Below are 13,233 nucleotides of genomic sequence, written 5' to 3' on the forward strand. Positions count from 1 at the left end.
TATTAATTAGTTTTTTTCAAAAGTAAGGTAATCTGTGCCACCATTACCACCACTGATATCGATTAATTCGATTTTTGTTGGAGACTCCGATATGAAATGCCAATCATCATTAAGTTCTTCAAAGTCATTAGTCAGATCAAAAAATATATTAAAATTTACATCTAGTGGATTGTCATCATTGCTACTACTATTGGTTACGCTCCATATACCTTCATAATTAGTTGTTCCATTAGATGCACTCAATACACCGGAATTATGAAAGGTAAAATTATAGCCATTAAAATGATTTGTTTCATCATCTCCAGAGTCTATAAATTTTGTAATTCGCCATGTACCACTTTCAACATTGTCCTCTATTTGGTTAACCAAATCAGAGTCTGATGAGTTATTATCATCATCACTACTACATGAACTAAAACTTAAGATTGTGACTGAAATTATTGTTAGGGCTAATTTTAAATGATTTGATTTCATGATAATTGGTTTTATTGATTAAGGTGTTTTTTACTGCTGCTTTTGTTTACTCCTAAGTATGTGAGTAATATACGTTATTGAAAATACATAAAATTCTTTTAATATGAGTTTGTTTCAGCTAGGTTAGTCGTTAAATAATAGTAATTGTAAATTATTGTTTTTTTAATGATTTTTGGTTTTTAATAATGAAGTTATGTGAGTTGTTTTTGTTACTCTAGAATTTGATTTGTGCAAATCAAGAACGACTGACCTTTTCATGCTTCACCATTGCCTAAAGCAAAATTTCTAGGATATCTATTATATTATTTTAACGTTTATTTTATAACTGTTGATAGTTTTACTATTATTTTTGCAGGTAAATATTTCATTGATGGATAAGCTACTTTCAAATATTAAAATTCAAATCCCTGAAGGCGTTTACTTAAAGGACCCAGAATCTTCAACTCTGGGAAAGAAAATTTTAGAGAAAAGTATAGAAATGATTGCTGAAATTGGTTTCGAGGAATTCAATTTTAAAAAATTGGGATTAGCAATTTCTTCTAATGAGAGCTCCATATATCGTTATTTCGAAAATAAGCATATGCTATTGATTTATCTTGTTTCATGGTATTGGGGGTGGATAGAATACAAGTTAGTTATAGAGACTTTTAGCATAAAAGAAACAAATGCAAAATTGTTGAAGGCAATAAATATCATAACGGGCACAATAACAAATGATGGAAAGTTTGAGCATATAAACGAAGTATTGCTCAACCAAATTGTTATCCATGAGAACCCAAAATCATACTTAACAAAGGAGGTTGACTCAGAAAACGTAAAAGGTTTTTTTCTTCCCTTTAAGCGCGTAGTATTGAGGTTGAGTGAAATAATATCGGAAGGTAAGCCTGAATATAAATTCCCCGAAAGTTTAGCTAGTACAATAGTGGAGGGGTCAATACATCAGCACTACTCAAGACTTCATTTAAAATCCATTACCAGCTGTAATAATTCGGCTACTGTGAATGATTTTTTTATTGATTTAATTTTAAAAGTTATTGGCAATGAAAAATAAACCACTAACACCTTGGAAGCGTTTTTTAGGGTTACTAAAACTTGAAAGAAAAGATGTTTTTCATATAGCTTATTATGCTGTTTTTGAAGGGGTTGTTGCCTTGTCGTTACCTTTGGGAATCCAATATATTATCAATTTACTACAGAATGCACAAATTTCTACTTCTTGGATCGTTTTGGTGATTTTAGTATCTATTGGTGTTGCCTTTTCAGGCGTTTTAAAGTTTATGCAAATGCGTATTATTGAAGCTATGCAACAACGTATATTTACAAGGGCATCGTTTGAATTGACTTATCGTTTTCCTAAAATTAAAATGGATGAATTGAAGGATTACTACCTTCCCGAATTAGCAAATCGATTCTTCGATACATTAACAATTCAAAAAAGCTTATCAAAGATATTGATTGACGTTCCTTCAGCTTTTCTTCAAATTGTATTTGCTTTAGTTTTACTGTCGTTTTATCATCCATTCTTTATAGTTTTTGGTATTCTTCTATTGTTACTTGTCTTTACCTTATTTAGGTTTACTGCTCAAGAGGGACTAAATACCAGTTTAAAAGAATCTAAATACAAGTATAAAGTTGCACATTGGCTTCAGGAAATAGCTCGTTCCGTAATAAGTTTTAAAGCTTCCGGAAAAACAACATTAGCCCTTGAAAAAAATGATGAGTTGGTAGGAGAGTACCTTAAATCAAGGGAGAGTCATTTTAAAGTATTAACTACCCAATTTGGACTAATGATAGGGTTCAAGGTGCTTGTTACTGCTGGGCTTTTAGTTGTTGGTGGAGTTTTGGTTTTTAATCAGCAAATGAATATTGGTCAATTTGTCGCTTCAGAGATTATTATACTTCTTGTTATTGCTTCTGTTGAAAAGCTAATTAGTGGTCTGCAATGGTTTTACGATGTATTGACAGCCATAGAAAAGTTAGGATTGGTAGTTGATAATTCTCTGGAATCCCAAGAAGGTGAGACTTTACCAAAGGATTTACCGCTTAAATTAGAGTTAAATAATGTAGGGTATTCAGTGGATAGTCAAAGTCCCCCTATCCTAAGTAACATCAGTTTTAGCATTTTACCCAAAGATAGAGTTTTAATAACAGGTGAAAGCGGGGCAGGGAAGTCTAGCTTATTGCAGATACTTGCGGGGATTTTAGAACCAACATTAGGACGGATAAATGTAAATAATCTAGATCTAAAAAGTTTTCTCATTAACGACTATAGGTCGAATTTAGGGCTGTCACTTTCAGAAGAAAGTCCTTTTGAAGGGACCATTAGAGAAAATGTCACTTTTGGAAATTCAGAAGTTACAGATGGACAGATCTATAAGGTGTTCGATCAAATTAATTTAACGGGTTTTTTAAGAGAGCAAACTAAGGGATTAAATACATTTTTAAAACCTGAAGGAAAGCAAATACCATTTACAATAGCCAAAAAGCTGGTTCTAGCAAGATCCATTATAAAACAACCTAAACTATTAATTCTCGAAGATCCATTAGACCAATTTAATAATGAAGAAACCCAGAAAATAATAAGCTTCCTAGCTAGTCCCGAACAACCTTGGAGTTTAGTTGTGGTAAGCAACAATCCTATATGGAAGCAAAAATGTAATAAACATATTTCATTAGTTAACGGTAAAATAGATAAAATCACTCAATAAACGATGTTGAATATCTCAAATAATAGTATTTCAAAATATCTGGATGTAAAGTCATTTAAATCTGGAGAATATGTAATGTCTAAAACATATTATCCATGGTTTAAACGCTTTTTATTGGCGATTTTCATTGTGTTGCTTGTTGCATTGTTTTTACCATGGACTCAAAATGTACGTAGTGATGGATATGTTACAACACTTTATCCAGACCAAAGGCCTCAAACCATTCAGTCTCCAATTCCTGGACGAATAGAACAATGGTATGTTCGAGAAGGGGAATTTGTGAAAAAAGGTGATACTATTTTAAGAGTTTCTGAGATAAAAAGTGAGTATTTTGATGAAAGATTAGCCGAAAGGACAAGTGATCAGGTTGATGCAAAATCATTTTCTGTTGGAGCTTATAAAAATAAAGTAGCGGCTTTAAGAAATCAAATAAAGGCTTTAAAGGAAGAACAGAAGTATAAACTGGAACAGGCTAGGAACAAGCTTGAACAGGCTCATTTTAAAGTTAAGAGCGACAGTATGGATTTGGTGGCTATGAAAACCAATGCCCAAATTGCCGATTCGCAATTTAAGCGGACTCAAACACTACAGAACGAAGGTCTCAAATCGGTAAGGGAGTTAGAAGACAAGCAAGCCAAACTTCAAGAAGCCAAGGCTAAACTGGTAGCCCAACAAAATAAATTACTATCCTCTAAAAATGACTTGATAAATGCAGAATTGAACATTTCAACAATTAAGGCAACCTATTCTGATAAATTGGCAAAGGCAGAGAGTGATCTTTTTTCCGCACAATCAAGTGCCTTTGATACTGAGGCACAAGTATTGAAATTACAGACTAATTTAGCTAATTACCAGAGGCGGAGTAGTTTACAGTATATTACGGCTCCTCAAGATGGGTTTATCAACAAAGCAATAGTAGCTGGTATAGGAGAAACAATCAAAGAAGGTCAAAAACTCGTTGGGATTATGCCTTCAAATTACCAATTAGCAGTTGAAATATTTGTTAAGCCAATCGATTTACCTCTAATACATAATGGAGAAAAGGTGAGGGTTCAGTTTGACGGTTGGCCTGCAATAGTTTTCAGTGGCTGGCCTAATGCTTCTTACGGAACCTATGGAGCTGAAATTGTAGCTATTGAAAACTACACGAGTGATAATGGGTACTATAGAGTTTTAGTTGCACCAGATCCGAGTTCAGAACCTTGGCCTAAGGAAATTCGTGTAGGATCTGGAGCAAAGACAATGGCTCTTCTAAATGATGTTCCAATTTGGTTTGAACTTTGGCGCCAAATAAATAGTTTCCCTCCAAATTACTATAAACCAAAGATAGAAGAATCCAATAAAAACAGTAAAGACAAAGAATAATGAAAAAGAAGCTATTAATATGTTTTGTGCTTTACTTTAATTATGGGTTCTCTCAAGATATTGGAAATGTCTTAACGCTAGAGGAGTATATAGGCTTTGTAAAAAACTATCATCCAATTGTAAAACAGGCCAGACTTTTGGTTAATACTGCAGAGGCTGATTTATTGCGAGCTCGTGGCGCTTTTGATCCCAAGTTGGAAGTGAACCATGATGTTAAAGATTTTGACGATACAAACTACTATGATAAGTTTAAAGCAACTTTTAAAGTGCCTACTTGGTATGGGGTAACCCTAAAAGCTAACTTAGAAGACAATCAAGGATATTATCTAAACCCAGAGGCAAAAACTCCAGATGATGGACTTTATAGTGCAGGTATATCTCTATCCTTAGCCAAAGGATTGTTGATGAACGATCGTATGGCAACCCTAAAGCAGGCTAAGTATTTTACTCGCGAAGCTAAAGCAAAACAAGAACTTCTTGTTAACGATATTCTTTATGATGCATTAGAAGCGTATTTTAATTGGTTTAGGAATTACCAAAAACAAAACGTTCAACAAGCTTATGTTGACAATGCTGCATTCCGTTTGAATAATGTAAAAAAGAGCTTTGTTGCTGGTGATAAGCCAGCAATTGATACTCTTGAAGCATCTATCAATCTTAAAAGCAGAAAACTAGATTTTGAAAAAGCTAATATCGCCTTATTAAAATCTCAATTAGAACTATCCAATTATTTATGGATTGAGGATAATATACCTTTGGAACTGAAAGAAGACGTTATACCTGAATTAACTGTCAATAATTCAATTGATCGAGTGCTTGGTACTTCAATTTTGAACTTAGATTCCCTAGATTTAAAGTCACACCCAAAAATATTGGCATTGCAATATAAAAGCCAGCGATTAAAATTAGAAAAGCGGCTTAAAGCTAACAATTTGCTACCCAGAATAGATTTGGAATATAATTTTATCAGTTCAGACTATAAATACATTAACAGCTTTAATACAGAAAACTATAAAGGCCTTTTGCGAATTGAGTTTCCTTTGTTTCTTCGTAAAGAAAGAGGAGATTTAAAGTTAGCTAAACTAAAAATACAAGATCTTGAATTCGATTTATCCACAACCCAAGTTACTTTAAGAAATAAAGTGGATGCCATTTTAGGTGAACTTGATGCTTACCAAAATCAAATTGATATTTTAGACGAATTAATAGAAGATTATGAGCAATTTGTTGCCAGCGAAGAGAGAAGATTTTTTTTGGGTGATGGTTCTGTGTTTCTAATTAATTATAGGGAGGTTAAGCTAATTGAGAGTCAGATAAAATTTTTAGACACTCAATACGAACTTCTAACTTCCAAATCTAATTTACTTAGGGTCCTTGCTGGTTTAACCAATTTGTAAACAAAGTGTGAAATCTAATTATTTACCGCTTAAACGAGTAACACTCTCGCATCAAAACTCTACTTTTGCAGACTTAAAATTTTTGTTATGATTTCAGTGAATGGGCTTACAGTAGAGTTTAGTGCAAGAACTTTATTCAAGGATGTAAACTTTGTTATCAATCCCAATGATAAGATTGCACTTATGGGAAAAAATGGTGCCGGAAAGTCGACGATGATGAAAATCATAGCAGGGGAGAAGGAACCAAATAGAGGAGGTATTCATTGTGCTCCAGATACAGTAATTGCATATCTTCCACAACACTTGCTTACCCAAGATAACTGTACCGTTTTTGAAGAAACAGCCAAGGCCTTTGGTCATATCTTTGAAATGAAGAGGGAAATGGATGAGCTTAACACTCAACTTGAAACACGAACAGATTACGAGTCTGAAGAATATATGAAAATCATTGAGCGTGTCAGTGAATTGGGTGAAAAGTTCTATTCTATAGAAGATACAAATTACGATGCCGAAGTAGAAAAGGCATTGCTGGGTTTGGGGTTTAAGCGTTCTGATTTTACACGTAATACATCAGAGTTTAGTGGTGGATGGCGGATGCGTATTGAGCTGGCAAAAATACTTTTGAAGAAACCTGATTTAGTGCTTTTGGATGAGCCAACAAACCATATCGATATCGAATCGGTTATCTGGTTGGAGGACTTTTTGAAAAACAAAGCCAAAGCTGTTATTGTAATTTCTCACGATAAAACCTTTATCGACAATATTACCAACAGAACCATTGAAGTAACTATGGGAAGAATTTATGATTATAAAGCCAATTACTCCCATTACCTGACACTTCGTGAAGAACGCCGTGCACAGCAAATCAAGGAATATAACGAGCAACAAAAGCTGATTAAGGAAACCAAGCGTTTTATAGAGCAGTTTAAGGGAACATACTCTAAAACAAACCAGGTGAGTTCACGTCAGCGGATGTTGGAAAAAATGGAAATCGTAGAAATTGACGAAATAGACAATTCGGCATTGCATCTGCGTTTTCCTCCATCCGAACGTTCAGGCGATTATCCTGTAACAGTTAAAGAAATGAGTAAGTCGTATGGTGATCATGTGGTTTTTAAAGATGCTAATATGTCAATTGCGCGTGGTGAGAAAGTTTCTTTTGTCGGTAGAAACGGTGAAGGTAAATCAACTATGATAAAAGCGATTATGGGTGAGATTGATTTTGAAGGTCATTGTCAGTTAGGACATAATGCAAAGGTTGGTTATTTCGCACAAAATCAAGCATCATTATTGGATAATGAATTAACGGTTTTTGAGACAGTAGATTTAGTAGCTGAAGGAGAAATAAGAAAAGAAATTAAAAACATACTTGGAGCATTTATGTTCTCGGGCGATGCTATTGATAAAAAAGTACAATTTCTATCAGGTGGAGAAAAAACACGATTGGCAATGGTTAAGTTGCTACTAGAGCCAGTAAATGTGCTTATTCTCGATGAGCCAACCAACCATTTGGACTTGAAGTCAAAAGATGTTCTTAAGGAAGCGTTACGAAAATTTGACGGGACGCTGATTTTGGTATCCCATGACCGAGCGTTTTTAGAAGGATTGTCCCAAAAAGTGTTTGAGTTTAAAGATCAGCGTGTTATAGAGCATTTTGAGACCATTGATGAGTTTTTGGAAAGAAACCGCGTAGAGCAATTAAAACACCTTGATCTGTAAGGGAGTCTTAAATTATATGTAGTAGTTATAAAGGTAAATAAAAGGGGTTAGTGAAAACTAAGCCCTTTTTTGTGGATATGATTTTATCTTTGTCGCTAAAATTTGAACTCGTTATCTCCGGGTTATGAATTCCAAGAAAAACGTTTTGACAACGTATTTACTGGGGTTCCCAGACTACAATTTTATAAAATCGTATGCAAAACCGTATGCAGTTTTTGGCTTTGGGTTAAAAACAATACTTGTTCGAATATAGTCAAAAAGAATTGAATAATTTAGTGTTGAAATAAAAAGAATTTATAGCGAGTAATTAATACTGTTACAGTCTAGGATTGTTGGTATCTCAATAGTTTTTATTTGTAAAACAAGTACTCAACAATTACTTGTGCGGCTATTTTACTACCTTTTAATGATGGATGGAAACCATCTGAGCTGTAATATTGAAAATCATTAGTTTCATCGAAATAATCTTTCCATACTTTACCCACTGGCAGCAAAATTGAGTTATTGATTGATGCTGCATCGGTATAATTTTTTACGACATTATCAAAAGTATTATAGTAGGTCAAGGATGGCCAAACCATAAAGAAGCATAGTTTGGTATCAGTTAATTCACATAAACTCCTATATTCTTTACCATTTTCAATTAAAATTTTCCTGCCCTCATTTTGAGACGAAGGTCCTTGTTGAATAATTACAAAATCAAAATTTTTACTACCTATTAATTCTATGACTTGTCCATCATTCCAATGATCTACTATGGCATAGTTAGGAAATGCAATCGTTTTTGATTTAACTTTTATACCTTTCTTTTTGGCAGCTTTTTTTACAAGGTCTGGTAGGTTATTTGTATATGTGAGACTGTTACCAATAAATAGAATATTGAATGTGCTATTCTTATTCTTACTAAGTTTTTGTTGACTGTATAAACTAAAAGATGAAACTAGTAATGCAAAAAGGAAGAGTGAAAATTTATTCATAATCTAAGAATTATTGCCAACTGTTGGGCTAAACTCCGTTTTAATACAGTTTAGGTTATGTTAGGTATAGTTTTGATTCAATTTTTGAATAATATGTAGCCATTCAAAGAAGTCGCAATTAATAACCAAATAAAATAGGGAAGTATTAGTGCGGATTTATATTTCATTTCTGGCCAGTATTGTAAAAATATAAAACCTATTACTAATGTGAGTCCAGTAATAATAATTAATCCTAACAAAACATTATGATAATAAAAGAATGTTGGATTCCAGCTAACATTTAGTATTCATTGAATGATGAAAAGAGTAATCAAGATTTTTCTATTTGTAACTTCTTGCCATACATAGGTCATATAAATACTAAAGCAAATCATTATCGTGGTCCAAGCAACACCAAACATCCATCCTGGAGGAGTCCATGGAGCTTTATTTAGATTTAAGTACCAATCCGATGGCACTCCTTTTCCTGTGAATAGTCCACCAATTGCAAGTGCCCCGAAATTAATAGTTAGGAAAATGATGAGTCTAAATATCATATGAGTTGTTTTAGTTTGAATTTAATCTTATTCAATACCTTTTCGTATTATTGAAATCCGAAGCAATACATGTTACATATTGTTGAGGTTCGCTTTTATTTTTAGTTCTTTCTTATCTGTTCCCAAAGCTTTTTTGGTGCAACTTTACAATATGCAGCTATTAATGTCTTGGTCAGCAAATCTTGATTGACTTCACTCAAATCTATAAATGTCCAGCCTTGTTTTCCCCATTTGTTGTCTACTGGATAAATTTGGGAACTTAATGATGAAAAAATATCTTGTTCTTTTTCAGATAGTTTAACCGTAGCGCGATTATTTTTTTCATCATAGGTTGCAAAAATTTTCTTTTTAACCCGAAACGATATTTTTTCAAAATGGGGTTCGACTGTAACTTCGGGAAAGTTCAGTATTATTTTTTCCAATGTTCCAAAAGTCGTCATTAGCTATTTTTACAGGTGTTAAATGGGTAATACAAAAAGCCACTTTTCATTTTCTTAGAAGATGTTAATAGTGTTGTTATTTTTAACAAACTAATGCTATTATTAAACTGACGTTTTAATGCTCTTTATTAATTTTTAGAGATATTTTTATATTCTATCCTTTTCCATTTTTCACCATCCCATTTCCAAAAATCACTTAATGCGACTTGTTCCCCATTAACATACTCCTTTCCTCCGTATAGATAAACTAAGTTTTTATCACCATTATAGGTGAACCCAAAACTATGACGCTCGGAGGGACCTTCATCACTTATGACAATTATCTTACCATTTTCGATTGTAAAGGTCTTCTTTTGGAATTGGTAGCGATAGTCTTTTCCTCCAAATCCGATTATACACTCTGATTTGGAGTTATAAATCATTGAGTGGTGGTCTATAGATGAATTATCATACATACCACTCAAGCTTTTCCATTTATTATTTGACCATTCCCAGATATCAGCATACTGTCCGTTGACCCATAAACCACCGTAGAGAACGACCCTATCTTTTTTGTTGTCCTTCACCATAGCAAATGAAGCTCTTTTAGGTGGAGAACTAATATTTAATTTTTTCCATTCTCCATCCCATGTCCAAGTATCTCCCATCACGTCATTACCGTTCCATCCTCCAAAGGCAAGTAATGTTTTTTTGTTATTTAAGTAAATTAGTTGATGGTGATCAGCTTTGAATTGGGATTCATTTTCAAGTTGAATCCACTTTTTTCCATTCCATTCCCATAAATCTGAATAAGTAATACCTTTATTTCCCCTGCCACCATGCAGGATAATTGTTTTTCTTTCTTCATTATACGCATAGGCACAAAATCCTCGCGGTGAAGGACCTTGAACATCCATTTTCTCCCATAATTCATTCTTCCAGATCCATGTATCATTTAAGTATGTTGTGCCTCCTTGTTGACTGGTTCCTCCAAAAAGTAAGATCTGTTGTTGATTTTGGTCATAGATAAAAACATGTCCCCATCTTGCCCCTGGAGTATTTTCTTTTTCGATATTTTGACTTTTGAGACTGAAACTAATAAATAGGCATAAAATTAATATGATTTTGATTGATAGGGCTCTATTGAATGTTGAATTTGATATCATAATTTTGGAATTATCTCTAATGGTTCATCTAATAGTGCCGTTACGTTTGGTTTTAGGATTAAAGATAGCTAAATGGAAACAACAATTAGTGCATGGAGGACTTTCCAAAGGAAACGTCCGAATCAAAGAACTATATAAGTTATTGGCAACAGTTTTTTAATACATTGTATTTAGGTTCATTGACTTTTTAGGTATCTGTTGTATAGAATCCCAGTGTTCACATATTTTTCCATTTTCATCAAATCGAAAAAAATCCATCGTTACATATTGGTCATTGTTAGGCCAAATTTGATGTGTATGTAACGCAACCAAATCATCTTCCGCAATACATCTTACAAATTTGATTGATTTTTCTGGGTACTCGGTTTGCATTCTTTCGAAATATTCAATGAAGCCTGAAGTTCCATCTGATACATAAGGATTGTGTTGTACGTATTGTTCACCTACGTAAAGTTTCACAGCTTTATTCGAGTTTCCTTTATAAGCCATTCTATAAAATGCTATAGCATTTTCTTTATTTTTTGATAAACCCATTTATAGTGCAATTTTAATTTTTTCTAACGGTTAGTATAAAGATAGTGCGGTTTTTGTCAGAGTGCTATCCGTAGGAAAATAAGTACAAACATAGGAGTGCAATCCCTTAACTAAACATCATTTTTGTAATGACAACAGTTTTCTAAATTTACTACTTCAAATTAGCTGCTTTATTGATATGAAATTGGCCTTTATGTACCACACCTTTTACTTGAATATCTTTAATTTCCATAGGGTCTACATTAAAGGGGTTTTTTGCCAAGATTGTAAAGTCTGCTTGCTTGCCTTCTTCTATAGAACCAATCTTGTCTTCCAAACTTAAGGTACGTGCAGCATCTATGGTAATGCCTTTCATTCCTTCAAAAACACTAAGACGTTGGTCTTGGGAAAATTTGCTGCCCTGTGAGGTTTCACGATTAATCGCAGTCCATGCCAAAGTGAGAGGTTCCACAGGTGCCATTGCAAAATCAGAATGAAATGATACGGGAACATCTCGGGAGACTAAAGATTTTATTCTAACTAAATTTTCTCCTCTTTCCTTTCCCAGTCCTATTTCAGAATATTTATCAGCTAAAGCCCACAGATAATATGGGTTCACTGAACCTTCTATTCCTAGGTTGGCTATTTGCTCTGCCATGGCATCTGTAAAATACCCCATATGATGTAGAGTCAATTGATGGTTTTCAAGTGGATGTTTCATTTGTAATTCTTCTACATTATCCACTACCATTTGAATTCCCAAATCTCCATTAGCATGAACATGAATTTTATAGCCATCATCCCAATAGAGTTCCATTTGCTCTTTAAATAAATTCAATGGGGTCATCCACTCTCCATGATGACCATCGGTATAGTTATCCTTCATCTGCATCAATTGTGAGTAAATAGCGCCATCGGAAAATAGTTTGATTTGTTTTGGTAAAAACTTAATGTTTTCGGTATTGAAGCTATCAGCTAATGTCTCGGCGTATAGTTTTGCTTTTTCGTTACTATTTCCTTGCATGCCATACAATTGTGTGCCATTCGGAATTAAATAAATATCATATGGAGGATTCTTATCCATCTCAGTTTTTAAGTAGTTGTACTCCAAATCAAAATTTGAACTAGGAAAACCTGGTTCTGCAATAGTTGTGATACCATTTTTTAGTAACAATTGAGTCATTTGTTCCAATCCGCTCTGATACTTTTCTTTTTCAAAGAATAGGTTTCCTATTTTGGGTACCAGAGCCAACCAACCCCCTTCATAGAAATGCCCTTTTTCCCAATTCACTTGGGGATTGTCTTTAAACTCTACTTCGTTTATACCCATCATTTTAATGGCGGCATCGTTAACAAAAATCTCATGGAAGGAACGGTGTATGATCCCTACTGGTTTATTACCTGCTATTTTGTTTAACATCTCCCTATTCAATTCTCCATGCCAGAGCTGATGATATCCCCAAATAAAATAAATAGCCTCTTTTGTGGCATTTTTGTTAATTGACTCTGTGATACGCGCCATGTAATTTTCATGCCCCGAAACTCCCTTTTTGGTTTCAGTAGGTAAGATCCAATCATAAGGAGCAACAATATCATTGGGCAAGACAGTTGCAGCAATGGAAGGGTGGAGATGGGGTTCTATAAAACCAGGCATCATGGTTTCACCATTTAGGTCGTGTTTTTTTGCTTTTCCCTCAAATTGTTTTAATGCTTCATCTTTACTCCCCACAAAGATGATCTTACCTTCTCTTTGTACTACGGCTTCTACATATTGAGGTTCGTCACCTTCCATGGTAATGATGTCCCCATTGTAAAATATGGTTTGTTGTAGTTGGTATGGTTCAGCTACGGCTTCTACGTCACCTTTTTTGGATTTGCTGTTGCATGATATTAGCAGTAGACTAATTACGAATACAAAAACAATTACGTTTTTCATCTTGTTTGTTTTTAATTTTTGTC

The 13,233-nt window shown here is 33.9% G+C and carries 12 protein-coding genes and 1 pseudogene; 6 read left to right on the forward strand and 7 right to left on the reverse strand.

Going from position 1 to position 13,233, the window contains the following annotated elements; genetic code table 11:
* Window positions 1–6: 6 nt before the first annotated feature.
* Window positions 7–474, reverse strand: coding sequence for a hypothetical protein (locus tag PWU04_RS04130; RefSeq protein WP_274474548.1), 468 nt, complete (start codon window positions 472–474; stop codon window positions 7–9).
* Between the two features lie 370 nt (window positions 475–844).
* Between PWU04_RS04130 and PWU04_RS04135 the strand changes: the two genes are divergently transcribed.
* The 5 genes from PWU04_RS04135 (at window position 845) to PWU04_RS04155 (ending at window position 7,663) form a co-directional block, all read left to right on the forward strand.
* Entirely contained in the window at window positions 845–1,525 is a 681-nt protein-coding gene (locus PWU04_RS04135; protein ID WP_274474549.1) for a TetR/AcrR family transcriptional regulator, read from the forward strand.
* Entirely contained in the window at window positions 1,515–3,182 is a 1,668-nt protein-coding gene (locus PWU04_RS04140) for a peptidase domain-containing ABC transporter (RefSeq protein ID WP_274474550.1), read from the forward strand. Before PWU04_RS04135 ends, PWU04_RS04140 begins: the two co-directional genes overlap by 11 nt.
* A 3-nt stretch (window positions 3,183–3,185) precedes the next feature.
* Window positions 3,186–4,547 carry an HlyD family secretion protein gene (locus PWU04_RS04145; protein ID WP_274474551.1) on the forward strand — a complete coding sequence of 454 codons (1,362 nt, stop codon included), beginning with the start codon at window positions 3,186–3,188 and terminating at the stop codon, window positions 4,545–4,547.
* Window positions 4,547–5,944 carry a TolC family protein gene (locus PWU04_RS04150; RefSeq protein ID WP_274474552.1) on the forward strand — a complete coding sequence of 466 codons (1,398 nt, stop codon included), beginning with the start codon at window positions 4,547–4,549 and terminating at the stop codon, window positions 5,942–5,944. Before PWU04_RS04145 ends, PWU04_RS04150 begins: the two co-directional genes overlap by 1 nt.
* An 87-nt stretch (window positions 5,945–6,031) precedes the next feature.
* Complete coding sequence (locus tag PWU04_RS04155) at window positions 6,032–7,663, forward strand: ABC-F family ATP-binding cassette domain-containing protein (protein WP_274474553.1); 1,632 nt, start codon at window positions 6,032–6,034, stop codon at window positions 7,661–7,663.
* Between the two features lie 350 nt (window positions 7,664–8,013).
* Here PWU04_RS04155 and PWU04_RS04160 read toward each other — a convergent pair whose 3' ends face one another.
* The 4 genes and pseudogenes from PWU04_RS04160 to PWU04_RS04175 form a co-directional block, all read right to left on the reverse strand.
* Complete coding sequence (locus PWU04_RS04160) at window positions 8,014–8,640, reverse strand: SGNH/GDSL hydrolase family protein (protein ID WP_274474554.1); 627 nt, start codon at window positions 8,638–8,640, stop codon at window positions 8,014–8,016.
* 77 nt (window positions 8,641–8,717) lie between these two features.
* Window positions 8,718–9,176 (reverse strand): annotated as a pseudogene (locus PWU04_RS04165) (TspO/MBR family protein).
* A gap of 101 nt (window positions 9,177–9,277) precedes the next feature.
* Window positions 9,278–9,616, reverse strand: coding sequence for an MmcQ/YjbR family DNA-binding protein (locus PWU04_RS04170; RefSeq protein WP_274474555.1), 339 nt, complete (start codon window positions 9,614–9,616; stop codon window positions 9,278–9,280).
* Window positions 9,617–9,744: 128 nt separating this feature from the next.
* Window positions 9,745–10,761, reverse strand: a complete 1,017-nt coding sequence (locus tag PWU04_RS04175) for a Kelch repeat-containing protein (protein ID WP_455027766.1) — start codon at window positions 10,759–10,761, stop codon at window positions 9,745–9,747.
* Between PWU04_RS04175 and PWU04_RS04180 the strand changes: the two genes are divergently transcribed.
* Entirely contained in the window at window positions 10,715–10,921 is a 207-nt protein-coding gene (locus PWU04_RS04180; protein ID WP_274474557.1) for a hypothetical protein, read from the forward strand. The genes PWU04_RS04175 and PWU04_RS04180 overlap by 47 nt on opposite strands.
* On the opposite strand, the gene PWU04_RS04185 is transcribed toward PWU04_RS04180, so the two are convergent.
* Together PWU04_RS04185 and PWU04_RS04190 are read right to left on the reverse strand one after the other, a co-directional pair.
* On the reverse strand, window positions 10,918–11,295 hold the full coding sequence (locus tag PWU04_RS04185) for a nuclear transport factor 2 family protein (RefSeq protein ID WP_274474558.1): 378 nt from the start codon (window positions 11,293–11,295) through the stop codon (window positions 10,918–10,920). The genes PWU04_RS04180 and PWU04_RS04185 overlap by 4 nt on opposite strands.
* A 151-nt stretch (window positions 11,296–11,446) precedes the next feature.
* Window positions 11,447–13,210, reverse strand: coding sequence for an amidohydrolase (locus tag PWU04_RS04190; protein ID WP_274474559.1), 1,764 nt, complete (start codon window positions 13,208–13,210; stop codon window positions 11,447–11,449).
* Between the last annotated feature and the right edge of the window lie 23 nt (window positions 13,211–13,233).

The organism is Mangrovimonas aestuarii (assembly GCF_028767185.1).
Lineage (GTDB): Bacteria > Bacteroidota > Bacteroidia > Flavobacteriales > Flavobacteriaceae > Mangrovimonas_B > Mangrovimonas_B aestuarii.